General features: G+C 63.1%; 22 protein-coding genes and 1 pseudogene. 9 read left to right on the forward strand and 14 right to left on the reverse strand.

The annotated features are described in order from the left end of the window. Nucleotides 1–95: 95 nt before the first annotated feature. Complete coding sequence (locus tag QQF40_RS15490) at nucleotides 96–1061, reverse strand: LysR family transcriptional regulator (RefSeq protein ID WP_175088419.1); 966 nt, start codon at nucleotides 1059–1061, stop codon at nucleotides 96–98. A 187-nt stretch (nucleotides 1062–1248) separates the two neighbouring features. Between QQF40_RS15490 and QQF40_RS15495 the strand changes: the two genes are divergently transcribed. Next, nucleotides 1249–2574 (forward strand): MFS transporter, encoded by a 1326-nt coding sequence (locus tag QQF40_RS15495; protein ID WP_285461858.1) that lies wholly within the window; start codon nucleotides 1249–1251, stop codon nucleotides 2572–2574. A gap of 85 nt (nucleotides 2575–2659) precedes the next feature. On the opposite strand, the gene msrA is transcribed toward QQF40_RS15495, so the two are convergent. Then, nucleotides 2660–3337: a peptide-methionine (S)-S-oxide reductase MsrA gene (gene msrA / locus QQF40_RS15500; protein ID WP_285461859.1), complete on the reverse strand. Its 678-nt coding sequence runs from the start codon at nucleotides 3335–3337 to the stop codon at nucleotides 2660–2662. 297 nt (nucleotides 3338–3634) lie between these two features. Between msrA and QQF40_RS15505 the strand changes: the two genes are divergently transcribed. The 5 genes from QQF40_RS15505 to QQF40_RS15525 all read left to right on the forward strand — a co-directional run bounded on the left by QQF40_RS15505 (nucleotide 3635) and on the right by QQF40_RS15525 (nucleotide 10434). Beyond that, nucleotides 3635–5857 carry a dihydrolipoyl dehydrogenase family protein gene (locus QQF40_RS15505; RefSeq protein WP_175088422.1) on the forward strand — a complete coding sequence of 741 codons (2223 nt, stop codon included), beginning with the start codon at nucleotides 3635–3637 and terminating at the stop codon, nucleotides 5855–5857. Nucleotides 5858–5923: 66 nt separating this feature from the next. Then, nucleotides 5924–7207: an ABC transporter substrate-binding protein gene (locus QQF40_RS15510; protein ID WP_285461860.1), complete on the forward strand. Its 1284-nt coding sequence runs from the start codon at nucleotides 5924–5926 to the stop codon at nucleotides 7205–7207. Next, nucleotides 7183–8946 (forward strand): ABC transporter permease, encoded by a 1764-nt coding sequence (locus tag QQF40_RS15515; protein ID WP_285461861.1) that lies wholly within the window; start codon nucleotides 7183–7185, stop codon nucleotides 8944–8946. The genes QQF40_RS15510 and QQF40_RS15515 overlap by 25 nt, the downstream gene beginning before the upstream one ends. 59 nt (nucleotides 8947–9005) lie before the next feature. Next, the gene (locus QQF40_RS15520; RefSeq protein WP_175088425.1) at nucleotides 9006–9653 is read left to right on the forward strand and encodes a CDP-alcohol phosphatidyltransferase family protein; all 648 of its coding nucleotides are present in this window, start codon (nucleotides 9006–9008) and stop codon (nucleotides 9651–9653) included. A gap of 82 nt (nucleotides 9654–9735) precedes the next feature. Next, on the forward strand, nucleotides 9736–10434 hold the full coding sequence (locus QQF40_RS15525) for a DUF3047 domain-containing protein (protein ID WP_285461862.1): 699 nt from the start codon (nucleotides 9736–9738) through the stop codon (nucleotides 10432–10434). 202 nt (nucleotides 10435–10636) lie between these two features. Here QQF40_RS15525 and QQF40_RS15530 read toward each other — a convergent pair whose 3' ends face one another. Then, nucleotides 10637–11119, reverse strand: a complete 483-nt coding sequence (locus QQF40_RS15530; protein ID WP_043333860.1) for an FKBP-type peptidyl-prolyl cis-trans isomerase — start codon at nucleotides 11117–11119, stop codon at nucleotides 10637–10639. Nucleotides 11120–11611: 492 nt separating this feature from the next. Between QQF40_RS15530 and QQF40_RS15535 the strand changes: the two genes are divergently transcribed. Continuing rightward, on the forward strand, nucleotides 11612–11896 hold the full coding sequence (locus QQF40_RS15535; RefSeq protein WP_166018928.1) for a hypothetical protein: 285 nt from the start codon (nucleotides 11612–11614) through the stop codon (nucleotides 11894–11896). 186 nt (nucleotides 11897–12082) lie between these two features. On the opposite strand, the gene QQF40_RS15540 is transcribed toward QQF40_RS15535, so the two are convergent. From QQF40_RS15540 to QQF40_RS15590, 11 genes and pseudogenes are all read right to left on the reverse strand, one after another. Next, nucleotides 12083–13183 (reverse strand): lipid A deacylase LpxR family protein, encoded by a 1101-nt coding sequence (locus QQF40_RS15540; protein ID WP_217485784.1) that lies wholly within the window; start codon nucleotides 13181–13183, stop codon nucleotides 12083–12085. Nucleotides 13184–13536: 353 nt separating this feature from the next. Further along, complete coding sequence (locus QQF40_RS15545) at nucleotides 13537–14040, reverse strand: outer membrane lipoprotein (protein WP_175088427.1); 504 nt, start codon at nucleotides 14038–14040, stop codon at nucleotides 13537–13539. Nucleotides 14041–14560: 520 nt separating this feature from the next. Then, nucleotides 14561–15871, reverse strand: coding sequence for an isocitrate lyase (aceA, locus tag QQF40_RS15550; RefSeq protein ID WP_253061421.1), 1311 nt, complete (start codon nucleotides 15869–15871; stop codon nucleotides 14561–14563). Nucleotides 15872–16069: 198 nt separating this feature from the next. Then, entirely contained in the window at nucleotides 16070–16822 is a 753-nt protein-coding gene (locus tag QQF40_RS15555) for a hypothetical protein (RefSeq protein ID WP_285461863.1), read from the reverse strand. Nucleotides 16823–17159: 337 nt separating this feature from the next. After that, nucleotides 17160–17591 carry a GNAT family N-acetyltransferase gene (locus QQF40_RS15560; RefSeq protein WP_253061417.1) on the reverse strand — a complete coding sequence of 144 codons (432 nt, stop codon included), beginning with the start codon at nucleotides 17589–17591 and terminating at the stop codon, nucleotides 17160–17162. Beyond that, on the reverse strand, nucleotides 17588–18832 hold the full coding sequence (locus tag QQF40_RS15565) for a cupin domain-containing protein (RefSeq protein ID WP_285461864.1): 1245 nt from the start codon (nucleotides 18830–18832) through the stop codon (nucleotides 17588–17590). Before QQF40_RS15565 ends, QQF40_RS15560 begins: the two co-directional genes overlap by 4 nt. A gap of 269 nt (nucleotides 18833–19101) precedes the next feature. Beyond that, nucleotides 19102–20469, reverse strand: a complete 1368-nt coding sequence (gene purB, locus QQF40_RS15570; protein ID WP_166018922.1) for an adenylosuccinate lyase — start codon at nucleotides 20467–20469, stop codon at nucleotides 19102–19104. Nucleotides 20470–20612: 143 nt separating this feature from the next. After that, nucleotides 20613–21248 carry a high frequency lysogenization protein HflD gene (gene hflD, locus QQF40_RS15575; RefSeq protein WP_175088432.1) on the reverse strand — a complete coding sequence of 212 codons (636 nt, stop codon included), beginning with the start codon at nucleotides 21246–21248 and terminating at the stop codon, nucleotides 20613–20615. Beyond that, entirely contained in the window at nucleotides 21245–22426 is a 1182-nt protein-coding gene (mnmA, locus tag QQF40_RS15580) for a tRNA 2-thiouridine(34) synthase MnmA (RefSeq protein WP_253061411.1), read from the reverse strand. The genes hflD and mnmA overlap by 4 nt, the downstream gene beginning before the upstream one ends. 201 nt (nucleotides 22427–22627) lie before the next feature. Continuing rightward, entirely contained in the window at nucleotides 22628–23077 is a 450-nt protein-coding gene (locus QQF40_RS15585) for an NUDIX domain-containing protein (RefSeq protein ID WP_043333853.1), read from the reverse strand. A gap of 182 nt (nucleotides 23078–23259) precedes the next feature. Next, nucleotides 23260–23874, reverse strand: a pseudogene (locus tag QQF40_RS15590) (pseudouridine synthase); the annotation flags it as partial. 100 nt (nucleotides 23875–23974) lie between these two features. On the opposite strand from QQF40_RS15590, the gene icd reads away from it, so the two are divergent. Together icd and clpS are read left to right on the forward strand one after the other, a co-directional pair. Beyond that, the gene (gene icd, locus QQF40_RS15595) at nucleotides 23975–25237 is read left to right on the forward strand and encodes an NADP-dependent isocitrate dehydrogenase (protein WP_043333852.1); all 1263 of its coding nucleotides are present in this window, start codon (nucleotides 23975–23977) and stop codon (nucleotides 25235–25237) included. Between the two features lie 486 nt (nucleotides 25238–25723). Beyond that, entirely contained in the window at nucleotides 25724–26125 is a 402-nt protein-coding gene (gene clpS / locus QQF40_RS15600; RefSeq protein ID WP_175088436.1) for an ATP-dependent Clp protease adapter ClpS, read from the forward strand. The last annotated feature ends 16 nt before the right edge of the window (nucleotides 26126–26141 follow it).

The following is a 26141-nucleotide window of genomic DNA, read 5'->3' on the forward strand; positions in this document are numbered from 1 at the left end:
CAGACAAGCCCTTGAAGAGACAAGCACCTCTTCGACATCACCCGGCCCTGGCCGGGTGATGTCGTTTCTGAGCCCTGGAACTTGTCAGCCACTGTTCAGGAAGGAGAGTCCAGCGCAGCGCTGTCAGCCTGACCATCAGCGTTCAGGGCGGGCCTCCCGGCCGCCGAGTGCTCAATGACGAAATCGACCAGCGCCTGCTCGGCACGCGACAGGCCGCGCTCGCGACGCCAGGCGAGTGACAGCTCAAGCCAGGCGGGCTCATCGAAGGAGACAGCGGTCAGGTTGTTCTCTTCACGGTCATCCTCGACCACACGCTTGAGGAAGGTGGTGATCCCGAAGCCACGCGCGACGATCGCCTTGTTGAGGGCGATCAGGTTCGATTCGAAGGCGATGCTCGGCGCGAGTCCATGCTGACTGGCCAGGCGCTCGATGAAGTCGCGATGGAAGTAGCCGCGCTTGAAGACCACCAGCTCCTCGGCGAAGAACTCCTCGACGCTGATCTGCGTGCGTGCGGCCAGCGGATGATCATTCGCCAGACAGACCACCATTTCCTCACTCAGGAAGTGGCGCCGGATCAGGCCATGGGTATCGGTGCCGAGTTGATCTTCGACGATGACGCCCAGATCCAGCTCGGCATTGTCGATCATCCGACGCAGGCTCAGGGTACCGCCCTCGATCACGCTGAGCTTGATGTCGGGGTAGCGTGCCTTGAACGCCATCAACAGGGGCGGGAAGTAGTAGGAGCCGAGCATCGAGGAGACGCCGATGCGCACCTCGCCCTTGACCAGCCCCTCGAGCTCGGCCATCGCCAGTGCCGCGCGCTGTGCCTGTTGCAGCAAGGGGCGGGCATGCTCGAGCAGCGTGTCGCCGGCCGGTGTCAGGCGCAGACCGCGTGAGCCTCTGACCAGCAGCTGCGTGCCCAGTCGGCTTTCGAGTCCGGCGATCGACTGGCTGACCGCTGACTGGGCCAGGCTGAGTGCCTGAGCGGCAGTGGTGAAGCTCTGGTGCTCGACGACACTGACGAAAATCTCGAGTGCACGCAGATCGAAGGGCAGTTTCATCACGGGGTCCTTTTGATCGCGAAGTTCCTTTCATTGCGGCTCCCTTCTCGGCGCAGTTTGCGTCATCCCAGTGCCGCCATTGCCATCAGCTTTGCTGATGGGCAGCATCATGTCGAGATATTTTACTGATGCGGGCGCGCGGCGCAGACTGGCGCCATCCCCATGCTTGATTGAGTGCAGGTACCTGATGGCTTCATCGCTTTCCGCGTCTTCTTCCCCCGATTCCGCCTCCTCGTTCTCCGCCGCACAGGCAGAGCTGCCCGAACCGCTCAAGGCGCGCGGGCGTGACTGGCGGCGCATGACCCAGGCGCTGTGTCTGGGTTCCTTCGTGGTCTTCATCAACCTCTATCTGGTGCAACCGCTGCTGCCGCTGCTGGCGACGGATCTGGGCCTGAGCTCGCTGCAGGCGAGTCTGTCCCTGTCGGTAAGCACCCTGACGCTGGCTCTCGCATTGCTGGTGTTCGGTCCGCTGTCCGATGCGCTGGGACGGCGGCGTATCCTGCTGTGGACCCTGGCCGGCGGGGTGGCCTGTTCAGGACTGGCCCTGTTCGCCGAGGGCTTCTGGTCGCTGCTGGCGGTGCGCGCGCTGCAGGGCTTTCTGCTCGGCGGCCTGCCGGCGGTGGCAGTGGCGTACATGAGTGACGAGATGGAGCAACCCGCCTTGATGGTGGCGGTGGGGCTCTATATCAGCGCCAATTCACTGGGCGGCATCTCCGGGCGGGTCGCGGGGGGCGTGATTGCGGAGCATTGGGGCTGGCAGGTCAGCTTTGCCGCTATCGGCGGTGTCAGCCTGCTGGTGCTGGGGGTGTTATGGCAGCTGCTGCCGCGCCAGAGACGCTTCGTCGCCCAGCCGCTCAAGCTGAGCAGCATGCTGGCAGGTCTGGGGCGTCATCTTCGCAACCCCCGTCTGTGGCCGGTGTTTTTGCTCGGCGGGCTGAATTTCTTCATCTTCGTCAATCTCTACAGCTACATGACATTCCGACTGAGTGAGGCGCCCTGGTCGCTCAGCAGTCAATGGCTGGGGCTGTTGTTCCTGACCTATCTGGCAGGCACCTTCGGCGCCTCCCAGTCTGGCCGGCTGGCACGGCGGCTGGTGTCGGGGGGCGCGCCTGAGGACGGCGAGGCCGCGCTGGCGATCGCTCAGCGACGCGGTCAGGCACTGACCATGATGCTGGGCACCGGCATCGTGGTGCTCGGCACGCTGCTGACGCTGAGTCATTCGCTGATCGGCATGCTGATCGGCCTGAGCCTGAATGCCTTCGGCTTCTTCCTCGCGCATGCCACCGCTTCGGCCTGGGTCGGACGCAATGCCGAAGGCGCGCGGGCCAGTGCCAGTGCGCTGTATCTGACTGCCTACTATCTGGGCGCGAGTCTCGGTGGCTTCTGGCTGGAGCCCTTCTGGCAGGCTGCCGGATGGCCCGGGGTGGTGGCCGCCAGCGTACTGGTGCTGGCGGTGACCTTCTCGCTGGCGACCCTGTGCTGGCGCCGGGCCGCCACGCAGTATCGAGACTGAGATCAGCCCAGACAGCAGAGCACGCAAACGACAACGGCTCGCCATCTGGCGAGCCGTTGTCGTTCAGAGGGCTTGGAGGGCGAGATCAGTGCGCGGGCGCGTCGTCGCCCCAGATCTCCTCCAGACGATCATCGCGGCCACAGCCGGCGCGGTAGAAGCGATAGCGCACCGGGTTCTTCTTGTAGAAGTCCTGATGGTAGTCCTCGGCCGCATACCAGGGGCCTGCTGCCTCGATCTCGGTGGCGATGCCTTCGGGGAATCTGTCCTTCAGCGCCTCGCGACTGGCTTCTGCGGCGTCACGCTGGGCCTCATCGAGGGGGTAGATGCCGCTGCGGTACTGGGTGCCGGCATCACAGAACTGGCGGTCTACCGCGACCGGGTCGATGTTGTGCCAGAAGACATCCAGCAGGGTGTCGTAGCTGACCTTTTCCGGCTCGTAGACCACCTTGACCGCTTCGGTGTGCCCGGTGCGCCCCGAGGAGACCTGCTTGTAGGTCGGGTTGTCCTGTTCGCCGGCGGTATAGCCGGAGGTGGTCGAGATCACGCCATCAAGCTTGTCGAAGGGGCCCTCCATGCACCAGAAGCAGCCACCGGCGAAGATGGCGACTTCCTGGCCTTGAGCGACACCCTCGGCGACGCCCTTGGGCGCCGTTTCCGGGTCGAAGGCATTGGCGTGGCCGACAATCAGCAGACCGCCGAGCAGGCTTGCCAGTGGCGTGAGGCGTTTGAGCGCAGAGGAAGGGATTCGCGTGTATCGGGTCATGATGTCTCCGGGAAAGGCGTCGTTCCTTCGAAGTGAGAACATGGAAATCTCCATGTCCCGGTGGGCCGCGAGGTGGCTGGCCTTGCCATTCACTCACTGCCTGTATCAGGGTTCTACGCGAATCAACGTGGGATGGATGCGAACATGCAGAATGAAACGTTACCGTTGTCGTGATCAAGTCACTGCCATTCACTCCGCTACGCGAATCAGTGCATCCAGTCAGCGACATGCCTCGTAAGGACACGGTACCTCCCAATGACATGCCCATGACGGCAGGAATCGAAAAGGAAATCGCCAGTGAATAAACGCAAGTTACTGCTTCTAGGCGCCATCGTCGCTGCCATCGTGGTGTTCTTTGCCAGCGGGGCACAGGACTACTTCACCCTGCAGAGCCTCAAGGCCAGCCAGGCGGAATTCCAGGCGTTGTTCGCGGAATCGCCGTACAAGGTCGCGGGCACCTTCTTCGTCGTCTACGTGGCGATGGCCGCACTCTCGCTGCCCGGTGCAGCACTGCTGACGCTGCTGGGTGGCGCGCTGTTCGGCTTCGGCTGGGGGCTGTTGCTGATCTCCTTCGCCAGCACCATCGGTGCGACGCTTGCCTTCCTGATTTCCCGCACTCTGCTGCGCGAGAGCATCGAGAAGCGCTTCCGCCGTCAGCTCGAGTCACTCAACCGGGGGGTCGAGCGTGAGGGCGGCTTCTACCTGTTCACCCTGCGCCTGGTGCCGGTCTTCCCGTTCTTCATCGTCAACCTGGTGATGGGCCTGACGCGCATGCGCGTGGTCACCTTCTACGTGGCAAGCCAGCTGGGCATGCTGGCGGGCACCGCCATCTACGTAAATGCCGGGCGTGAGCTGGGCCAGCTGGAGTCGCTGTCCGGTATCCTCTCGCCGGGGCTGATCGTCTCCTTCATCGCACTGGGCGTCTTCCCGCTGATCGCCAAGAAGATCGTCGGTGTGCTGCGCAAGCGCAAGCAGCAGGCGGCCTTCGACAAGCCGAAGACCTTCGACTACGACATGGTCGTGATCGGTGCCGGTTCGGCGGGTCTGGTGACCAGCTATATCGCCTCCGCCGTCAATGCGCGTGTCGCGCTGATCGAGCGTCACAAGATGGGCGGTGACTGCCTCAATACCGGCTGTGTGCCCTCCAAGGCGCTGATTCGTGCCGGGCGTGCGGCTCATGAGATTCGTCAGTCCCAGCGCTTCGGGATCACCGCCAATGAGCCGGAGATCGACTTCGCCAAGGTGATGGGCCATGTGCAGGACGTGGTCGAGAGTGTCGAACCGCATGACAGCATCGAGCGCTACGAGAGCCTGGGCGTGGAAGTCCATACCGGCAATGCCAGACTCAAGACGCCCTGGGAAGTGGAAGTCGATGGGCGTGTGCTGACCACCCGCAATGTGGTGATCGCCACCGGTGCTCGTCCGCGTGTGCCTGCGATCCCCGGGATCGAGCTGATCACGCCGCTGACCTCTGACAACCTTTGGGATCTCAGGGTGCAGCCCAAGCGCCTGGTCGTGCTGGGTTCCGGTCCGATTGGCATGGAGCTGGGTCAGAGCTTCGCGCGCCTGGGCAGTCACGTCACCATCATCGAGGGTGCGCCACGCGTGATGCCGCGTGAAGATGAGGAAGTCAGTACGCTGATGCACGAGCAGCTGGCTGGTGAGGGCGTCGATCTGCGCATCAATTCCACCGCCACGCGCATCGAGGTGCTCAAGGACAAGGACAGTCAGCCAATGCGCCATCTGGTCGTGAGCTCTCCCGACGGCGAGGAGAGCTGGATCGAGTTCGACGAGCTGCTGGTGGCCATCGGGCGCGAAGCCAACGTCGAAGGCTTCGGTCTGGAAGAGCTGGGCATCGCGGTTTCCGAGCGCGGTACCATCGATGTCTCCGAGTCGCTGCAGACTCTGCAGCCGAACATCTGGGCATGCGGCGATGTGGCCGGCCCCTACCAGTTCACCCATGCGGCGGGTCATCAGGCGTGGCACGCGGCAGTCAACGCCTTGTTCGGTGGTCTGAAGACCTTCAAGGTCGACTACCGTATCATGCCGATGGTCACCTACACGGAGCCGGAAGTGGCACGTGTCGGCCTCAATGAGACCGAAGCCAAGGCCCAGGGCTATGAGTACGAGGTCACCCATTACGAGATGGGCGAGAGCGATCGTGCGCTGGCCGAGCGGGCCACCGAAGGCTTCGTCAAGGTGCTCACCGAGAAGGGGCGTGATCGCATCCTGGGTGTGACGCTGGTCGGTGCCTATGCAGGGGAGTGGTTGGCAGAATTCACCATGGCCATGAAACATGGCATCGGTCTCAACAAGATACTCTCCACCATCCATCCGTACCCGACACTGTCGGAAGCCAACAAGGCCGCGGCGGGCATGTGGAAGAATGCCCACAAGCCGGAAGGCGTGCTCAAGGTGCTCGATCGTTACTTCACCTGGCGCCGCAACGGCCGCTTCGAACCGACCAAGACGCTCAAGGCGACGGACACCGCGAGTGCTCCGGCTGCTGAAAAACACTAATCGATGACTGATGCCGCGCACCCGCATGTCCGGGACGCGGCATTTTTCCATCAGGAGAAGCCCTTCATGAAGACGAATCATCTGGCGGGTCGCCGTCGTGCCCTGGCGCTGATGGGCGGTTCGCTGGTCTTGCTGGCCGGCGCCATTGCCAGCCCCTGGGCCGCTTCTCTGGCGTATGCCGCAGATGCGCAGGCCGGGCGCCCGATCCCTGAGCTCGCTTCGCTCGAGTGGCAGGTGATCGCCGAACGCGCACGCGGTCAACGTATCGACTTTCATGCCTGGGGAGGTAGTGAGGCGACCAACGCCTATCTGCGTGCCCAGGCCGAAACGGCAGCAGCGCGGCATGGTATCGAGGTGCGCCACGTCAAGATCGCCGATACCGCCGAGAGCGTCTCGACCCTGCTGGCCGAGAAGGCGGCCGGGCGCCGTGATGGCAGCATCGATGTGATCTGGATCAACGGCGAGAACTTCCGTGCGCTCAAGCAGGCCGAGCTGGTGTGGGGGCCTTTCGTGGAGCGCCTGCCCAACAGCGACTATCTGCTCGAGGAGATCGGCGCGCGCGATTTCGGACTCGCCACTGACGGTCTGGAGGCGCCCTGGGGGCGTGCGCAGCTGATCTTCATGTACGACACCGCGCTGCTGGAGTCGCCGCCGCGCTCGATGCGGGCCCTGTTGGATCTGGCCAGAAAGCATCCCGGACGCGTGACCTATCCGCAGCCGCCCAGCTTCCACGGCACCACCTTCCTCAAGCAGGCGTTGCTGGAACTGATGCCCGCCGAGCAGCGCGAGGAGCTGGCCGCTGCCATGGTCGATGAGGCCCAGTTCGCGCGGCTGACCGCACCGCTGTGGGACTACCTCGATGCGCTGCATCCGCTGATGTGGGCGCAGGGCGAGCGTCAGCCGGCCGGTGCCGAAGAGCAGATGAAACTGCTCGCTCAGCGCAGCGTGTGGATAGCGCTGACCTTCGTGCCTCAGGAAGTGGCCAATGCCCGTCAGGAAGGGCGGTTGCCACCGACCATCGAGCCGTATATCCATGACGGTGGCACCCTCGGCAATGTGCACTATCTAGCGATTCCGGCCAGTGCACCGCACAAGGCCGCTGCTCTGGTGTGGATCAATCAGTTGATGTCCGCCGAGGCCCAGGCCGCCAAGGCCGACCCCTCGCGCTGGGGCGATGACACGGTGCTGAATGTCGCCCGCCTGCCGCCACAAGAACGCGCCGCCTTCGAGGCCTTGCCGAGCCTGCCGGGCAGCATGTCGCCCGAGGCGTTGGGCACACCGCTCAGCGAGCCACATCCGAGCTGGACCGATGCGCTGGAGGCCGAGTGGGCGCGACGCTATCGCAACTGACGCAATGGGTCGCTGATCGCTGGCGTGTCGCGCCCGCCACTGGTCATGCGCCGCTGACGCCCGCCCGCGTGCTGCGCTGGGGCGTCCTGCTGTTGCTGCTCGGCCCGACGGCGCTGGGGCTGGCCGGACTGGTCGCGCCGGCCTTCGGGCTGTGGCCGACACTGGGCTTCGAGGAGGTCTCGGCGGTCGCCTGGCAACGCTGGTGGGCCTTGCCCGGACTGACGGAGGGCTTTCGTCTGACGCTGGTCAGTGGCCTCGGCGGTACGCTGCTGGCGGTGCTTTTGACCATGGGGTGGGTCTCGGCCGCCGCCGGGACTCGCTTCGGTGAGCGCATGGAGCGTCTGCTGGCCCCGATACTGGCGATGCCGCATCTGGCGCTGGCACTGGGGCTGCTGTGGCTGGCGGCGCCCAGCGGCGTGCTGATGCGCCTGCTGCTGGCACCTTTCGAGGTACTGGTACCGCCGCAGTATCCGCTGCCGGATGCCCATGGCTTCTCGCTGGCGATCGGGCTGGCGCTCAAGGAGGCGCCATTTCTGATGCTGATGGCGCAGACGGCGCTGTCACGCCTGCCGGTCACGGCGCAACTGCAGGCAGGCCAGGCGCTCGGCTACAGCATCCCTCAGCTGCGCTGGCGCATTCTGATGCCCCAGGTGATGCGCGCGATCGCCTTGCCCATCGGTGCGGTACTGGCCTACTCGCTGGCGGTGGTGGATGTGGCACAGGTGTTGGGGCCGACGCGCACGCCGACGCTGGCGGTGCGCCTGGTCGAACTGTGGCGTGACAGTGACCCGACGGCGCGCCTGCCGGCGAGTGTCGGCGCCCTGATGCTGGCCCTGCTGGTGATCGGGATGATGGCGCTGGGCGCGGCGCTGGGACGCGCTCTGCTCACCTGGCACCGCGACTGGGTAATGAGCCATCACCCGGCGCGCGCAAGCCGCCTGGCGTTGGCGAGTGAAGTCATGTTCGGGCGTGTCGCGTGCGGAGTGCTGGGCGGGGTCACGCTGATCTCACTGCTCGCCTTCGTGGTGATCGGCGTGCAATCGGTGGCCAGGAGCTGGTTCTTCCCTGCGCTGTTGCCGTCTCGTTGGGGCTGGGAGAGCTGGCACCAGGCCCTCGCAGGCCTGGGTGATGCCTTCAGCAACAGCCTGTGGCTGGCGCTGCTGGTGGCGACGCTGGCCGTCATCCTCAGCGTGGCGGTGTTCGAGCGTGAGCGGGAAAGTGGCCGCCTGCGCGGCTTCGTGGTCTGCCTCTATCTGCCATTGCTGCTGCCGCAGGCCAGCTTCCTGTTCGGCTTTCAGGTCGGCTGGTTGAGCCTGGGGGCCAGCCCCGGTTGGACGGGAGTGGTCATCGGCCATCTGCTGTTCGCCTTGCCTTATGCCTGGCTGACGCTGGCCGGCCCCTGGGCACGCTTCGATACCCGACTCGAGCAAGCGGCACGTCTGCTGGGGCGTTCACGGCTCGAGGTGCTGATCGGTATCCGCCTGCGCCTGATGCTCAGGCCGCTGGCCATCAGCTGGGCAGTGGCCTTCGCGGTCAGCATCGCGCAATACGTGCCGACGGTGGTGCTGGGCGGCGGGCGTGTCCCGACCCTGACCACCGAAACCCTGGCGCTGGCGACGGGGGCCGACCCACGTCTGACCGCGGTGGCCGCCTGCCTGCAGGCTTGTCTGCCGCTGGTGGTCTACTTGCTGGCGCGTGCGGTACCTGCCGGGCGCTCGGTCTCGCCGACGCGCGGCTGAGCACCTGTCGGGCGCTGGAATGACGATGACCTCAACGATCTCATGGGAGTAGATGCAACATGCTGGACAAGTGGACCTCACGCTGGGTACAGCCGCCTCTGAAACGTCTTGCGAAAAGTGCGGCGGCGCGCGGTCTGCATCCGGATCAGCTGACCCTCGCGGGCTTCGTCATCGGCATGTTGGCGTTGCCGTTGCTGGCTTGTGGGCACTTCGGGCTCGCGCTGGCCGCGATCCTGATCAATCGGGTGGTGGACGGGCTGGATGGCGCGCTGGCGCGGCACGCCGGCCTGAGCTCCGATGCCGGTGGCTTTCTGGATATCTGTCTCGATTTCCTGTTCTATGCCGCTGTGGTGGTGGGGTTCGCACTCTCGGACCCTGCCGCCAATGCGATGGCGGCGGTGGCATTGCTGTTCGCCTTCGTCGGCACGGGCTCGAGCTTTCTGGCCTTCGCCATCATGGCGGCCAAGCATCAGCTGGAGCGACCCAATTTCACGCGCAAGGCCTTCTATTATCTGGATGGCCTGACCGAAGGCACCGAGACCATTGCCTTCTTCGTGTTGGCTTGCCTGATGCCACAGCATTTCGCATGGTTGGCGTGGATCTTCGCCGCGGCATGCATCCTGACCACGCTGACGCGCGTATGGGGAGGGTATGTCACCTTGCGAGCGCAGGACCAGAACGAGCATCACGGCATCGTCCCAGATTGATGCGTTGCGAACCTGGCCGTTCCGGTGACATGGCTTTTCACCTTCCTCACTTGCCTTGCTCAGGCACATCGGAGTTCTGCCAATGAAGATTGCTTTCCGTCAGTTGCCGTCATTCCTGCCCTTGTTCGCGGCAGTCGCCTCCAGCGGCCTGCTGACGGCGCTACTGCCCTCCGTGGCCCACGCGGCTGACAGGAGTTTCTCGCCTGCGCAGATTCTTGCCTGGGGTGAGAAGACCTTCGAAGGCCAGACGGCCTATCGCGTGGTGGAGCGCGACGGCAGCCCTGCGCTCGAGGCGCGCGCCCAGGGTCAGGCGTCCGCACGCTATCTGGAGCAGGATATCTCGCTTGAAGAGACGCCCTACCTGAAATGGTGCTGGCAGGTGGATGGCATCTATCCGGGCCTGAACGAGAAGACCAAGGGCGGCGATGACTATCCGGCACGCCTCTATGTGGTCAACAAGACCGGCATCCTGCCGTGGCAGGTGGAAGCCATCAATTACGTCTGGTCCAGCAACGAAGCGCAAGGCAGTCACTGGGACAATGCCTTCACGGATCGTGCCGTGCTGCTGGCGGTCGAATCCGGCGACGAGAAGGTGGGGCAGTGGGTGGCGGTGGTGCGCGACCTGCGTGCTGATTACGCGTCACTGTTTGACAGCAAGCCGAGCGAGATTGCCGGTCTTGCGCTGATGGCTGACGGCGACAATGCCGGCGGTGATGCCACGGCGCTGTTTCGTGGCCTGAGCCTTTCCAGCGATGCCACGCCGCCCGACTGCGGCGCTTGATCCGGGGGCATGAGTGATCAGGCCTGTGGAGAGAGGGCTGAGCCAGTCTGACCAGCGCGCCAAGCCAGCCGGGCCTACACGAAGGCAGTCACGAAAAAGCCCCGCGACTGATGACTCAGTCGCGGGGCTTTCGGTTCCGACCTCCCACAGTATGGGAGGTGCTCATCCGGGGCGAGGCCTCAGATGAGGGAAGAGGCGGAGCTTAGTGCTCCACGCCGCCTTCGCCGTGAACGTGGCCGTGTTCCAGCTCTTCGGCAGAAGCTTCACGCACGTTGGTGATCTGCACGTCGAAGTTCAGGGTTTCGCCGGCCAGCGGGTGGTTGCCATCGACAGTGACAGTGTCACCTTCGACCTTGGTGACGGTGACCATCAGCGGGCCGCCCTGGGTCTGCGCCTGGAACTGCATGCCAGCTTCGATGTCTTCGACACCCTGGAAGGCTTCACGCGGTACTTCCTGGACCAGGGCTTCCTGGACTTCGCCGTAACCTTCTTCCGGAGAGACGGCAACTTTCAGCTCGTCGCCGGAAGTCTTGCCGTCGAGTTCCTTCTCGAGGCCCGGGACGATGTTGCCAGCGCCGTGGATGTAGGCCAGCGGCTCGCGACCTTCGGAGCTATCCAGCACTTCCCCTTCGTTGTTGGTCAGGGTGTAGTGGAAGGATACGACGGCATTCTGGGCGATTTGCATGATGAGAGCCTTTCGATAGGTATATGAACGTCAATGGTAACGTGCCCCTGAGGTGACTGTCAGGGGGGGAACTGGAAAAAAGCCGCGTATCACGTGGCTCCTGGCCCGCTGATGACATTGCCGGAGAGGCAATCCAGCGCACGTTGCCTTGTCTTGAAAGTATAGGTGACGCTCGCAGGCGTGCATTTCAACCCCGAGGCAGGGTTTTTTCTCACCCCGAAGTCATTGGTGAAGAAAGGCGCAAAACTGTCGGATCATCAGGTGTCTGGCGGAGTTGCCCTGTCAGCGTATAGTGGCCTTCCTGCTGGCGGCCATGCAAGGTTGGGGCGATGGCTTGCGAGGGCCACGGGGTCTGGTTACTCTGCCTACTCGGATATTGCGGATTCTGACGCGCGGCCCGAGGTGGCCTCGCTCTGCACACTCTGTCCCGTCGCCTGACGGGAAATGACAACTCAGGCGCCATGCGACCCTATTTTTCAGGAGAGAATTTCGATGACCGTGACATTGATCTGGCTGGTGAGCTTCGCTGCGATCTTCATGCTGTGCTTGAACCGCTGGGAAGGCTCGCTGGGTGCCACCGTCAAGCGTGTCCTGCCGGAGGCTCTGAGCATCGATAGCGGTGACCGCTACGTCTGGGGCGTGGCCCTGGGTATCCTGGGGGCGACCTTCATCGTCAATCCCATCTCCATGCTGATGGCATTGATCGTGCTGGCGCTGATCGTTCTGATCGGCGGCAAGCTGATCTGCTGGGGCATGAGCAAGGTCAAGATGCACTGATCTCACCAGCAGCAACCTTCCGGGAAGCCTGACGTTTCCCGCAGACAGAAAGGCCGGGCTATCTGCCCGGCCTTTCTGTTTCTGCTCATCTGTTTCTGCTCATCTGTTTCTGCCCATCAGGCTCTTCTCATCGGACTCTGCTCAGCCATCGCTGCCTGTCAGTGCCGCTTGCAGCTCAGCGCTGACTCACAGCCAGGTCGAGAGCGTCAGCGAGCCGAATTGATCGCTCTCCTGCTGCGTCTCGAATTCGTGAGTGCGCCACACGTTGACGAACGCCAGCTGCCAGCGTTGCCAGCTGAGCGCGAAGCCCAGCTGCAGGTCGCCGACCAGTGGGCGACGGTCCACCGAGGCGCTGTCCTCGAAGCCATTGCCATCCAGCAGCATGTTGTAGGCCATCGCGCGGCCTTCGATATTGGCGAACAGGTACCAGGCGAAGTCGCCGTCGGAATGGAAGTACTGACGGCCGCCCTGGGCTGGCGCGACTGTCGGTATCCCGTAGCTGCGGGTCAGCCCCTGGCCGATGCGCACTCCGCCTCCGACGCCCGCATAGGTGTAGAGATTGCCCAGCGCCACGGAAGCCGATGGCCCGTACTCCACCTCAAGCCCCGCGGCCCTGGCGGGCAGCCATAGCTGCGTCTGCCAGCCGGTATTGATCACCGGCTCGTTGTGCAGCTGGTGATCCCAGCCTTCCGGCTCATCGCTGCTGGTCAGCTTGTGTACCGCCTTCTGGGCATCCTTGGCGCCCGAGGCCGGGCCGACGATGCCGAGATCCAGATTGAAGGTATCCACCCGTCGCCAGTCATCTCCTTCTTCACCGGCGAACAGCGAGACGCCACCGAACAGGTAGCCTGCGTAGGGGCGGTCATCCTGATCAGGTTGATCTCGCGTGATGTCATTGGGGGTATAGATCTGCTGTCCGAAGCGGTAGGCCGTGGCGTCCAGTCGCGCAGCGCTGAAGCCGGGCACCCAGTCCGCGAATGAGCGTGACCAGTGCTGCTGTGGTGTCTCGAAGGTGTAGCTCAACGCAAAGCCGTTGGTGTAATGGCCATCATCGCCGGAGGTGAGAATGTCGTTCTCGACCTTCAATGACAGCACGCCACCCTCGTCCTCGGCTGCCTCCACCATGGGGGCCAATGCCACCGCACCCAGCATGATCAATGCCATGCCCAGGCGCCGGGTCGAGAAGGCCGGTGCCATCTGCGGGGCATGGCTGAGGGCGGCGGTACCGCCGGGACTGTCAGTGACTGCGCTGGGACAAGCGCGGGGGGAGCTTCTTGAAGATGACATGCCACAAGACAGCTTGCGGGTGCCTGGGCGAGAACCTGCTGGACGGGCAGTGACGGGACGCATCGCAACTCCTGGGACGGAAAGTTGTACACAGAGTCAATTTTGGCTGCAGATGTATAACTTTGCACAAAAAATCCCGATTTCATAGCTTGTTAACCAATAGGCAATCTGCAGACCACCCATTGAGGCGAACCATGGCTGTGTGAGTTGGAAGGAGGGGGGACGAAGCGAAGGGGGGAGGCAGGAGAAAGCGAGGCGACGCTTCCTGGGCGGGGCCTGCGACAGGCACCGCAGAAGGGCACAGAAACCAAGCGGTCGGCGCCCCCTGCAAGGGAGCGCCAACCATCGAGAACTCAGTAAGGCGCGACGCTCAGGTTGGCGCCGTAGCCGACCAGGCGGACACGTTGGCCAACCGAGAAGGCGGTATCGGCTTTCTGGACGACGATGAGGCTGTCGCCGGCATCGCGGCGGACTTCAATCTCGTAGGCGTCGATCTGGTCGACCTTGTCAGCGATCGACTTGCCAGCCACGCTGCCGCCGATGGCGCCCGCGGCGGTGGCAATCGCACGACCGGAGCCGCCGCCGATCTGACTGCCGAGCAGGCCGCCGACAACCGCGCCACCCAGGCCACCGAGCACGCCACTACCTTCATCCTGTGCCTGGATCTGCACCGGGCGCAGTGAGGTGATGGTGCCGTAGCTGACGGACTGTGCGCGCTTGGCCTGATCGCCGGTGTAGACGTTGCCGGAGTAGATGTCGCTGTTCGCGCAGCCGCCAAGTGTCAGCACGCCGAGTGCGATCACGGGCAGCCAGCGGCGTGCGCCAGTCGATCGTTTGTGAGTCAGTGAGAGTGTCATGGTGTATCTCCTCGCATGATGCGGTGCAGCTTGAGGTTGTGATGGAGAATGCTGAGTGCTGAGAGAGCAAGGCTCAGGTAGGCGATCACTTCCTTGGGCCGCCAGCAGGTTCCTGTCACGACGGGCGTGCGAGAACACTGTTTCTTAACATTATAGACCACGTCGGCCTTGACGGGTTCCCGACCTGAAACGCTGAGGTGACGCAACTTCTGCACTTCCCGGTCGCGTGAGTGCTACCACGTGGGTACCGACCACGTGGGTACCGACCACGTGAGTACCGACCACGTGAGTACCGACGTATGAGTGCTGCCACGTAAGGACTTCCGTGTGAGCACTTCTGCATGAGCCATGCCGCATGAATGTCAGCGCAGGGATATCCGTCGACGTTGGTTGGCATCCACGGCGGGCATTCAAGGCGCCAAGGCACGAAAAAGCCCGCGTGAGCGGGCTTCGGTCAGTCTGCGGGTGGCACCTCGCGCAATCCTGTCATTGCGAGGTGCCATACCGCGATGTCAGCGGCCTAGAACTGGTCTTCTTCCGTGGAGCCCGTCAGCGCTGTGACGGAGGAGTTGCCGCCTTGAATGACGTTGGTCATGTCATCGAAGTAACCGGTGCCGACTTCCTGCTGGTGCGCCACGAAGGTGTAGCCCTTCTCGGCTGCGGCGAATTCGGCTTCCTGCACCTTCTCGACATAGTGCTTCATGCCTTCGCCCTGCGCATAGTCGTAGGCAAGATCGAACATGTTGAACCACATGTTGTGGATACCGGCCAGGGTGATGAACTGGTACTTGTAGCCCATGTCCGACAGTTCCTGCTGGAACTTGGCGATGGTGGCGTCGTCGAGGTTCTTCTTCCAGTTGAAGGAAGGCGAGCAGTTGTAGGCCAGCAGCTGGTCCGGGTATTCCTTCTTGATCGCTTCGGCGAAGCGGCGCGCCTCCTCGAGGTCCGGCTTGGCGGTTTCGCACCAGATCAGGTCGGAGTAGGGCGCGTAGGCCAGACCACGGGCAATGGCTTGATCCAGACCTGCCTTGACGCGATAGAAGCCTTCGTCGGAGCGCTCACCGGTCAGGAACGGCTTGTCGTAGTCGTCGACATCCGAGGTGATCAGGTCGGCGGCATTGGCATCGGTACGCGCGATGACCAGGGTCGGGACACCCGCCACGTCAGCGGCCAGGCGAGCAGCCACCAGCTTCTGCACCGCTTCCTGGGTCGGCACCAGTACCTTGCCACCCATGTGACCACACTTCTTGACAGAGGCCAGCTGATCCTCGAAGTGCACGCCGGAGGCGCCCGCACGGATCATGGCAGTCATCAGCTCGTAGCCGTTGAGCACGCCACCGAAACCGGCCTCGGCATCCGCCACGATAGGCGCGAAGTAATCGACGAAGCCGGCATCGCCGGGGTTGGCCCCTTTCTGCCACTGAATCTGGTCGGCGCGGCGGAAGGTGTTGTTGATGCGCTTGACCACGGTCGGCACGGAATCCACCGGATAGAGCGACTGATCCGGGTACATGGCCTCACTGGTGTTGTTGTCGGCGGCGACCTGCCAGCCGGACAGGTAGATGGCCTCGATGCCGGCCTTCACCTGTTGCATGGCCTGGCCACCGGTCAGGGCGCCCAGACAGTTGACGTAGCCCTTCTTGGCATCACCATTGACCAGTTTCCAGAGCTTCTCGGCACCGCGGGTCGCCAAGGTGTTGGCTTCCTGGACGGAACCGCGCAGGCGCACCACATCCTCGGCGGAATAGGGGCGAGTGATCCCTTTCCAGCGCGGATTCTCGGCCCAGTCCTTCTCGAGCGCGGCAATCTGATCGGCACGTGTGTGACTCATGGTGGCATCTCCTGATGGCTTCGTCGTCGGGGCTCAGCCCCTGGCGTATTGTCTGTGTCTTGTAACTGTTCGCTTGTCTATCGTCTGACGGTCGACGCGAGAGCGACGCGTGAAATGGGAGTGGCGGTGCTCTGCGTCTTGAGGTTGCTGCATGACAGTTTGTTGTTGTTATTGATCTTTCAGGCATCACCAGAGGAGTCACGCCGTGCGACAGAAGACGTCGTCGGTGGCGTTGTCGAGCTCCGCTGGCTCAGCAAGTCTGAAGCGAGCCTTGATCACGCCAAGGCAGGCTGTTTCCAGGCCGGGTGCCGCTGTCAGCGTGATGCCGTCCAACCAGGGCATCAGGAAGTACAGGCTGGCTTCCAGCGTGGGTAGCGTGCAGTGGCTGAGGGTGAGGACGATGCGCGGCGGCCTGCCGTTTGGCGCGCGCAGTCGTGAGACCAATTCTCCCCAGCACAGCGCCTCGCGCACGCTGCTGATCTGGGCAATGGCCAGCACCGAATGACGTTCGCCGCGATGCCGCGCGGCGGCCAGTGTCCAGAGGGCCCGGGGAAGCGGGCGGGTGCCCAGCTGCATTCCCGTCACGTCATCGGTGAGTCCGGCGAGTGACAGCTGGTCAGGCGCCTCCTGCGTCTCGCCAGCGGTTGCCGGCTGCCCGTTGCGCTCAAGCTGCCAGCCACTGCCCTGTGAGCGCAGTTGCCATTGCTCGCCGGGAAGCTGCCAGCGCTGGTCGCGACTCAGATGGCAGATCGTCTGCGCCTGTGCCGCCACCGACTCCGCTGTCTGCGGTGGCAGCAGGTCCTTGAGGGGACGCGCCAGCTTGAGAATCCGTGTGCGGATCTCGGCGTTGTGCCATTGCTCGGCCAGAGCGGCATCATCAGGTTCCCCGAGTACCTGGTCACCCCTACCGCCTATCAAGGCGACCTGCGTTCGTGAGTCTGAGGTGAACATGGGCGAATCTCCTGAAGGCGGTGCCGAGTCGGGCAGTGCGACATGTTGCAGTGCAGCGTAAATGGCTTGATCTCTAGCATCGCTCCGAAATTGAGTGCTGTCTTTCATTCCTTGGTCGTATTAAAACGATCGTTTTACAGCAGTTTCAACGTTGCGTAATTCCTGCTGACAAACAGTCGTTTTAATACTTCTCAATGACGTCATGATGTCAGTATCCATGCGGTTTGGGGAATTATGACTTGGTCAAGGAGCGGGTTGTAGCCAGACTACAAGAAACTTCAGGGTACAAAAAAACCGGCCCTGGATAGGGCCGGTTTTTTAAGGATTAAGCTAAAATTCAGTTCAGAATCAAGCGCATGCTGCGATGCGGTATGCCGGCATCGAGAAACTCGTCGCCGTAAGCCGTGAAGCCGAGACGTTGATAGAATTCCAGCGCATGGGTCTGAGCATCCAGTAGCACTTCAGCGTGGCCAGCCTGACGCGCAGCATGGATGACCGCTTCCATCAGGCGTTGGCCAAGCCCCAGCCCGCGTGCTTCGGAGAGAATGGCGACACGGCCGACATGGCCGTCCGGCAATAGACGGGCCGTGCCGACGGTGCGGCCATCCAGATGCACGAGGAAGTGTTCGCAGGCGTCGTCGCGCCCGTCCCACTCCTCCTCCCGCGGTACCTGCTGTTCCTCGATGAACACGACGCGGCGGATCTCGCTGGCCTCGTTGCCCAACGTCTGCCAGTCGCCCCGTTCCAGGCTGATCATGGCGTCACTCATTCTTCATCGTCCTCTTCGTCCTGAAGGTCACATTCCAGTATCAGGCTGCCGCGGTTGATCAGCGCCGTCAGCAGGCTGGCCACGGCACTGCGATCAAGGTCTGCCGTGGTGTAGTCAAGCAACACCGCGGTAAGGCGCTGATCGGAGGCCAACGCTTCCGCCAGCGGCTGGGGGGCCAGGATGCCATCGCCATCGACGAACAGCGTGCTGTTGCCATCTTCGCCGTGACGGAAGGCGAAGCGTGATCCAAGAGAGCGCACCAGTACGCCTTCATCTTCCAGATACTCGACCAGCTCATGCGTCTTGAGGGCCGGTTCGCGAGCGGCGAGCTGCTCCAGGTACTTGGGCTGGGTCATGTAGCGGCCGAACCACTGCGCCAGCTGGGTCGGGTTATCCAGCGTACTGAGCAGCAATTCGCGCACACGCTCGAGCGAGGCGTCGTCCAGCTCGCCGGCATTGGCGACCGGTGCCATGCCCTGGTCACGGTAGCGCAGCGATTCCGGCAGGCTGGCACCCAGATAGTCGGCGTAGGAGGTGACGACTTCATCGGCGGAAGGCGCGCGGAAGCCGACGGAGATGGTCATGCAGTCATCGGACTGGCTGACACCGTGGTGCGCCAGGCGCGGCGGCACGTAGAGCATGTCGCCGGGTTCCAGCACCCAGTCCTCGCCCGGCGTGACCTCGAAGTGCTTGAGGATGCGCAGGTCGATGCCATCGATGATCTCGGCGTCGTCTGTGTGCATGCCGCCCAGCTGCCAATGGCGCTGGCCCTGGGCCTGCAGCAGGAAGACATCGTAATTGTCCAGGTGCGGGCCGACGCTGCCGCCGGTCGGCGCGTAGCTGATCATGATGTCATCGAGGCGCCAGCGCGGCAGGAAGGTGAAGGGCTCGAACAGCGCGGCGACGTCGGGGACGTAGTGATCCACCGCCTGCACCAGCAGGCTCCACTGGCTGTCGTCCTTGGCGTCGAGACGCGCGAAGGTCGCCTCATCGAAGGGGCCGTGGCTGACCTGCCAGGCCTTGTCCGGGCCGTTTTCCTCGACCAGACGCGCTTCGATGCCATCCTCACAGGCCAGACCGGCCAGTTCATCGGCTTCCAGCGGGGTCTCGAAGTCTGCGAAGGCCCCGCGGATCAGCAGCGGCTTCTGCTGCCAGTAATCGCGCAGGAATTCGCGGATGCTCAGGCCGCCCAACAGCGCCAGAGGCGTGTCGGTGTCGCGGGGGGCGGGGGATGTGCTCATGCAGAACCTCTCGAACGCGAACGGCAGCCTGTCAGGGGGCGGCGGTCTCGCGATGACGTCGTTGAAGCCGTTTTGCCGGATGGCAGAAGGCGATGCGTTCCATGCCGAGCCTTGAGAGCGTGGCATGTCGTGCCCACTGACGAAGAACGTCAGTGGTCGTGAATCCAGGGTGTCATTCAGCGTGCTGCGTGTTGCATGCGTCCAATGCGCAATGCATGACGCCGGAGCAGAGGCCCCGGCGTCCAAAGACTTGCAGTGACCTGCGCCGCTTAGAGCGCCTTGGCCTGTGCAATGGCGTTGCCGATGTAGCTGGCCGGACTCAGTGCCTTCAGCTCGGTCTTGACGTCTTCCGGCAGTTCCAGCGTCTCGATGAAGGCGGCGAAACCGGCCTGGTCGATACGCTTGCCACGGGTCAGCTCCTTGAGCTTCTCGTAGGGCTTCTCGATGCCGTAACGACGCATGACGGTCTGGATCGGCTCGGCCAGCACTTCCCAGCTGTTGTCCAGGTCGGCGTTCAGACGCTCCGGGTTGGCTTCCAGCTTGCTGATGCCTTTCAGGGTCGCCTGGTAGGCGATCAGACCCTGCGCCAGGCCGGTGCCCAGGTTGCGCAGCACGGTGGAGTCGGTTAGATCACGCTGCCAGCGGGAGATCGGCAGCTTCTGTGCCAGATGGCCCAGCACGGCGTTGGCGATGCCCAGATTGCCTTCGGAGTTCTCGAAGTCGATCGGGTTGACCTTGTGCGGCATGGTGGAGGAGCCGATCTCGCCGGCCACGGTGCGCTGCTTGAAGTAACCCAGCGAGATGTAGCCCCAGACGTCACGATCGAAGTCGATCAGGATGGTGTTGAAGCGGCAGATGGCATCGAACAGCTCGGCGATGTAGTCGTGCGGCTCGATCTGGGTGGTGTACGGGTTGAAGGTCAACCCGAGGCTCTCGACGAAGGTTTCGGCGTTGGCCGCCCAGTCGATGGCCGGATAGGTGGTCAGGTGGGCGTTGTAGTTGCCCACGGCACCGTTGATCTTGCCGAGCATCTCGATGCGTTCGATCTGCGCCAGCTGACGACGCAGACGCGCGGCGACGTTGGCCATTTCCTTGCCGAGGGTGGTCGGGCTGGCAGTCTGACCGTGGGTGCGCGACAGCATCGGCTGTTCGGCGTGCTGGTGGGCCAGCGCGACGATCGCTTCGGTCACTTCACGCATCTGCGGCAGCAGCACCTTGTCCAGGCCGCCACGCAGCATCAGGGCGTGAGACAGATTGTTGATGTCTTCACTGGTGCAGGCGAAGTGGATGAACTCGGTGACGGCGTTGAGTTCGGCGTTGCTCTCGACCTTTTCCTTCAGGAAGTACTCGACCGCCTTCACGTCGTGGTTGGTGGTGCGTTCGATGTCCTTGATGCGCTGGGCATCCTCGACACTGAATTCACTGACGATGCTATCCAGCACGGCGTTGGCATCCGCGGAGAAGGCCGGCACTTCAGCGATCTCGGCGTGGGCGGCCAGGCGTTGCAACCAGCGCACCTCGACGATGACACGGGCACGGATCAGGCCGAATTCACTGAAGTGCTCGCGCAGGGCCTCGGTCTTGGCGCCATAGCGGCCATCGACAGGAGACAGGGCGGTGAGGGCGGACAGCTGCATGATGAGAATCTTCCGATGGTGGCAGGACATGACGCGCTGCCGGTTCAAGTGTCTCGGAACCCGGTTCACGGGCTCCAGCGTTGTTGAAGCGAATTCGGGTGTGAATCAGGTTGCGTCAGGTGACGCGCTGGCGCGAGCTCGGCTCAGCCCAGCTGCTGCAATGACTTCTTGAGCGCGCTGCGCTGGAAGACCAGCTTCCAGCGACGGCCGCCCTGCTGGTCCCACAGCAGTGCGAAGCGCACGCCTGCCAGCAGGGCGCAGCGGATGCGTTCCGGCATCATGCGCTGCTGCAGCAGGCCGGGATCGCCCTGCACCACGATCCGGTAGCGGAAGGTGGAGAGGGTCTGCTGGTAAAGCTCGCCCAGGCTTGCGATCACGTTCTCGTGGGTCGGCCCGAAGTGCTCGGCCTGGCCCTGGATGCGCGTCAGGCCCGCGCCCAGCTTTTCCAGCATGTCCGGGTCCTTCTTGAGCTTGCTCATCAGCATCACCAGCGAGAAGCCGTAACGCATCACCACGGGTGAGACCTGGCGACGTTCCATCACCGCACTGACGGTGTCGATGCCGAGCCGCAGGCGGTTATGGTGCCCGCCGTAGATGGCTTCGAAGCTTTCCGGATTGGTATCCAGCGTGGCATTGACCAGGGTTTCCCAGGCGCGCTCATCGCACTGGCCGTGGCGGGCCAGCTCATCGACCAGTGCGGCTGCCTGGAAGACACCCGCCAGCGAAAGTGCCTGGCGGGTAGTGGTATCAGTGACGGGACGGATCGGCACGCTGGTCATTGCGCGGCGGACTCCTCGGGGCCAGAGAGCGGGGCGGTGGAAGCGCTGGCATCCGCCGCTGGAAGTTTCCAGGCGGCATCGATCACGCCGCCGCCCAGACAGATGTCGCCGAGATAGAAGACGGCAGACTGGCCGGGCGTGACGGCACGTTGCGGTTCATCGAAACGCACCTCGACACGCTGGCCGTCATTGACGATCAAGGTCGCGGCCTGGTCTTCCTGGCGATAGCGGTTCTTGCAGCGAATGCGCAGCTCGCCATTGGCGTCGGTCTGCGGCGGCTCGCCTGCGACCCAGTCGACGGATTCGGTGCTCAACGCCTGAGTGTAGAGCAGGTCGTGGTGCTTGCCCTGCACGGCGATCAGCACGTTGCGCTCCAGATCCTTGGCGCACACGAACCAGGGCGCGTCCGGATAGCGCTTGAGGCCACCGATCCCCAGCCCCTGGCGCTGGCCGAGGGTGTAGTACATCAGGCCCATGTGCTCGCCGATGACATCGCCATCGGGAGTCTCGATCTTGCCGGGCTGAGCGGGCAGGTACTGCTTGAGGAAGTCGGCGAAACGCCGCTCGCCGATGAAGCAGATACCGGTGGAATCCTTCTTGCGCGCGGTGATCAGCTCATGCTTCTCGGCGATGGCGCGTACTTCGTGCTTCTCGAGCTCGCCGACGGGGAACAGGGTGCGCGCGATGGCCGCCTGCGGCACGGCGTGCAGGAAGTAGCTCTGGTCCTTGTTGGTGTCCAGGCCCTTGAGAAGGCGCGGGAGGCCCTCACGCACGCCGCCACGCACGTAGTGACCAGTGGCGATCAGCTCGGCGCCCAGCATCTCGGCATACTCGAGGAAGACCTTGAACTTGATCTCGCGGTTGCACAGGATGTCGGGATTCGGCGTGCGACCGGCCTTGTACTCGGCCAGGAAGTGCTCGAAGACGTTGTCCCAGTACTCCGCGGCGAAGTTGGCGGTGTGCAGCTTGATGCCGAGCTTGTCGCACACGGCCTGGGCATCGGCCAGGTCTTCGAGGGCGGTACAGTATTCGCTACCGTCGTCTTCGTCCCAGTTCTTCATGAACAGGCCTTCGACGTGGTAGCCCTGCTCCATCAACAACAAGGCAGAGACGGAGGAGTCGACACCGCCGGACATGCCGACGATGACCTTGGTTCCGGTACCGGTTTCAGCGGTCATCAGTTCTCTCGTCACCCGCATGGCCGCGGGTTGTCACAAACAGGGGAGGCGGCAGACCCGTCATTCTGGCGCCGCTCGAATGGCCGAGATTATACCTGAATGCGGGGCAGGGATTCACCCCGCCTGCACCGTCTGCCGCGCTGGGCCGCAAGCGCCGCTTGAAAGCACGCCTGGCGGCTGACTTCCGGCGCGGGCGATCGCTCAATCGTGCAGCACATCCAGCGGGAAACGCTTGCCACGTTGGCTATCGCGGATACGACGGGTCACCAGCGGGCTGCGCAGGCGGCCCATGTCCTCGAGCTGCTCGATCTCCTCAAGCGACAGCCAGTGCGTTCTGACGATGTCAGGGTCCAGCGGCGTGCACAGGTGCTCAAGGGCGGCGGCCTCGAAACTGTGGGAGTGGAAGTGGGTGCCGTCCTCGGCCACGTGCACATAGAGGCCGAGATAGCCGGTGAGCAGGATGCGCCAGGCGGTTTCCTCGCGAACTTCGCGTTGTACGCCGTCGATGATGCGCTCATGGGGTTCGAGATGGCCGGCCGGCTGGTTGAACACCGTGCAGGGCCCGCCCTTGTCTTCCTCGACGATCAGGTAGCGCCCGGCGCGTTCGACGACACAGGCGACGGTGACATTCGGGGTCCAGCGAGCAGCCATCAGGATTTCCTTCCTTTCTTGGGGGATGAGGGACGACGAGAGGGGGCGCCGGGTGTCTTGCCTGAACCCTTGCCTTCAGTCTGGCCAGAACTCCGACTGGACCCCCGACCTGAACCCTTGCCGCTCTTGCCCGCGCTGTGGCCTTTATAGCCACTGCCCCGGGGGCCAGCGTTGCCGGTGCGGCGCTCGCCCGGCTTGCCCGTCGCGCCCTTATGGCGTGGCGAGCGGGACTCGCGACGAGGTGGCGCAGGCATCTCGACTTCCTCGCTGCGCCATTCACCGGGGGCAAGGCCATCGAGCTTCCAAGGCCCGATGGCCGCGCGGATCAAGCGCAGGGTCGGCAGGCCGACGTGGGCGGTCATGCGGCGCACCTGGCGATTGCGACCTTCACTGATGATGATCTCCAGCCAGTGGGTCGGAATGCTGGCACGAAAGCGCACAGGGGGTTGCCTGTCTGGCAACGCTGGCGGGTCAATCAGCCTGACCTTCGCCGGCCGGGTCATGCCATCCTTGAGCTCGACACCGGCTCTCAACGCGGCGATGGCCTGCTCATCGGGGGTACCTTCCACCTGTACCCAGTAGGTCTTGGGTTGTTTCTTCCTCGGGTGCGCGATCTGGTGGGAGAGCGCGCCATCACTGGTGAGCAGCAGCAGTCCCTCGGAGTCATAGTCGAGGCGCCCGGCGGCATAGACATCCGGCACGTCGATGAAGTCAGCGAGCGTCTGGCGGCCCTGATCGCGGTCGGTGAACTGCGTCAGAACGCGGTAGGGCTTGTGAAGCAGATATATGAGAGACATGGTTTAGACTTTTGTCGCGGCTGCCGTATAAGCCTACTGTGAGAAGCGGCACGGGTGCTATACTCGCGCCTCCACTGAATCCATGACAGGGGAGTTATCAATGGGGTTCCAGAAGATTGTCGTCCCGGAAGGCGGTGCCAAGATCACCGCAAATTCCGACAATACCCTCAACGTTCCGAATAATCCGATCATCCCGTTCATCGAAGGCGATGGTATCGGTGTGGACGTGACTCCGGCCATGAAGATTGCCATCGACGCTGCTGTCGACAAGGCCTATGGCGGCGAGCGCAAGATTCACTGGATGGAAGTCTACGCCGGTGAAAAAGCCACTCACGTTTATGATGCTGACACCTGGCTGCCGGAAGAGACTCTCGAGGCTGTCAAGGATTACATCGTTTCCATCAAGGGCCCGCTGACCACTCCGGTGGGCGGTGGTATTCGCTCCCTGAACGTCGCTCTGCGTCAGAAGCTCGATCTGTACACCTGCCTGCGCCCGGTGCGCTGGTTCACTGGTGTGCCGAGCCCGGTCAAGAAGCCGGCTGACGTCGACATGGTCATTTTCCGTGAAAACTCCGAAGACATCTATGCCGGTGTCGAATGGAAAGCGGGGACCCCGGAAGCCGACAAGGTCATCAAGTTCCTGCGCGAAGAGATGGGTGTCACCAACATCCGCTTCCCGGAGAACTGCGGTATCGGCGTCAAGCCGGTCTCCGAAGAAGGTACCAAGCGTCTGGTCCGTCAGGCTGTCCAGTACACCATCGACAACGACCGTGAGTCGCTGACCCTGGTGCACAAGGGCAACATCATGAAGTTCACCGAAGGTGCCTTCAAGGACTGGGGCTACGAAATCGTCAAGGACGAGTTCGGCGGCGAGCTGCTGGATGGCGGTCCGTGGATGACCTTCAAGAACCCGAACAACGGCAAGGACATCGTGGTCAAGGACGTCATCGCTGACGCCATGCTCCAGCAGATCCTGCTGCGTCCGGCGGAATATGACGTCATCGCCACCCTGAACCTGAACGGTGACTACCTGTCCGACGCCCTGGCGGCGGAAGTGGGTGGTATCGGTATCGCGCCGGGTGCCAACCTGTCCGACACCGTCGCCATGTTCGAAGCGACTCACGGTACTGCACCGAAGTACGCTGGCCAGGACAAGGTCAACCCGGGCTCCGTCATCCTCTCTGCCGAGATGATGCTGCGTCACATGGGTTGGGTCGAAGCGGCTGATCTCGTGCTGAAAGGCGTCGAGAAGGCCATCGCCAAGGGTGAAGTCACCTATGACTTCCATCGCCTGATGGACGATGCCAAGCTGCTGAAGTGCTCCGAGTTCGGTCAGGCTGTCGCTGACAACATGGATGCCTGAGACCCTGCGTTGATCTGATGCCCAGGTATCAGGTTGCGTGACAGGTTTCAGCAGAAGGCCCCCGGACATGTCCGGGGGCCTTCTTGCGTTTGAGATGGAAGCTTCTCGGCTGCGCGCTCAGGCTGCCGCCAACGATTGCCACTCCTGGGCATTCTGAGTGGAGCGTTCTGCGCGGTAGCATTCCGGGTTTCATTGAGCGGCGAGACGCTTGAATGGGTCGTCAGTTGGCGACGCCTGACGAGAAGTGTCTGTCGCATATGTGAGCGAAAATGCATGCAAATGCCCGCATTCATGTCAGAGCGTCGCGATGCAGGCATGAACGTGTACGCCCGGGCGTGCGCGACCAAAGCTTGCAACCAGATCGACAAGCCCCCATCTTTTCCTTATCACACCCACATTGAGACGACGTGGCAGCGCTTGTCCTTCTTCGCGTCGCGTTGAGGCAATCTGCTTCGTCACGGCTTGTGTTCACCGGATCAGCCCCTTATGTTCAAGACAGAGACATCGCGCGGCAGTCCTCCCTTACTGGAGACACTGTCGATCAGCAATCAGGCCCCGTCGGCTCAGGAACCCGGATACCAGGAAGACCACGAAGGAGATCTGGCATTCGAGACCGCTGAGCCTGAACTGGCTCCACCGCCCATGTACAAGGTCGTTCTGCACAATGATGACTTCACGCCGATGGACTTCGTCGTGGAGGTGCTGACCACCTTTTTCAACAAGGATCAGGAGCAGGCAGTACAGATCATGCTCGCTGTCCATCATCAGGGAAAAGGAACCTGTGGCATCTTCAGTCGCGACATCGCGGAAACGAAATGCCACCAAGTCAATCAATATGCTCGAGAGTGCCAGCATCCGCTGCTGTGCGACATCGACCGGGCGGAGTGATCCGTCCAAGACGCGG

The sequence above is a fragment of the Cobetia sp. LC6 genome (genome assembly GCF_030264805.1).
Taxonomy (GTDB): Bacteria; Pseudomonadota; Gammaproteobacteria; order Pseudomonadales; family Halomonadaceae; genus Cobetia.

Excerpts from the sequence above, each read along its gene's own strand:
- QQF40_RS15490 (WP_175088419.1), bottom strand. The coding sequence starts at position 1,061 with ATGAAACTGCCCTTCGATCTGCGTGCACTCGAGATTTTCGTCAGTGTC.
- QQF40_RS15495 (WP_285461858.1), top strand. The coding sequence starts at position 1,249 with ATGGCTTCATCGCTTTCCGCGTCTTCTTCCCCCGATTCCGCCTCCTCG.
- msrA (WP_285461859.1), bottom strand. The coding sequence starts at position 3,337 with ATGACCCGATACACGCGAATCCCTTCCTCTGCGCTCAAACGCCTCACG.
- QQF40_RS15510 (WP_285461860.1), top strand. The coding sequence starts at position 5,924 with ATGAAGACGAATCATCTGGCGGGTCGCCGTCGTGCCCTGGCGCTGATG.
- QQF40_RS15520 (WP_175088425.1), top strand. The coding sequence starts at position 9,006 with ATGCTGGACAAGTGGACCTCACGCTGGGTACAGCCGCCTCTGAAACGT.
- QQF40_RS15525 (WP_285461862.1), top strand. The coding sequence starts at position 9,736 with ATGAAGATTGCTTTCCGTCAGTTGCCGTCATTCCTGCCCTTGTTCGCG.
- QQF40_RS15530 (WP_043333860.1), bottom strand. The coding sequence starts at position 11,119 with ATGCAAATCGCCCAGAATGCCGTCGTATCCTTCCACTACACCCTGACC.
- QQF40_RS15535 (WP_166018928.1), top strand. The coding sequence starts at position 11,612 with ATGACCGTGACATTGATCTGGCTGGTGAGCTTCGCTGCGATCTTCATG.
- QQF40_RS15540 (WP_217485784.1), bottom strand. The coding sequence starts at position 13,183 with ATGTCATCTTCAAGAAGCTCCCCCCGCGCTTGTCCCAGCGCAGTCACT.
- QQF40_RS15545 (WP_175088427.1), bottom strand. The coding sequence starts at position 14,040 with ATGACACTCTCACTGACTCACAAACGATCGACTGGCGCACGCCGCTGG.
- aceA (WP_253061421.1), bottom strand. The coding sequence starts at position 15,871 with ATGAGTCACACACGTGCCGATCAGATTGCCGCGCTCGAGAAGGACTGG.
- QQF40_RS15555 (WP_285461863.1), bottom strand. The coding sequence starts at position 16,822 with ATGTTCACCTCAGACTCACGAACGCAGGTCGCCTTGATAGGCGGTAGG.
- QQF40_RS15560 (WP_253061417.1), bottom strand. The coding sequence starts at position 17,591 with ATGAGTGACGCCATGATCAGCCTGGAACGGGGCGACTGGCAGACGTTG.
- QQF40_RS15565 (WP_285461864.1), bottom strand. The coding sequence starts at position 18,832 with ATGAGCACATCCCCCGCCCCCCGCGACACCGACACGCCTCTGGCGCTG.
- purB (WP_166018922.1), bottom strand. The coding sequence starts at position 20,469 with ATGCAGCTGTCCGCCCTCACCGCCCTGTCTCCTGTCGATGGCCGCTAT.
- hflD (WP_175088432.1), bottom strand. The coding sequence starts at position 21,248 with ATGACCAGCGTGCCGATCCGTCCCGTCACTGATACCACTACCCGCCAG.
- mnmA (WP_253061411.1), bottom strand. The coding sequence starts at position 22,426 with ATGACCGCTGAAACCGGTACCGGAACCAAGGTCATCGTCGGCATGTCC.
- QQF40_RS15585 (WP_043333853.1), bottom strand. The coding sequence starts at position 23,077 with ATGGCTGCTCGCTGGACCCCGAATGTCACCGTCGCCTGTGTCGTCGAA.
- icd (WP_043333852.1), top strand. The coding sequence starts at position 23,975 with ATGGGGTTCCAGAAGATTGTCGTCCCGGAAGGCGGTGCCAAGATCACC.
- clpS (WP_175088436.1), top strand. The coding sequence starts at position 25,724 with ATGTTCAAGACAGAGACATCGCGCGGCAGTCCTCCCTTACTGGAGACA.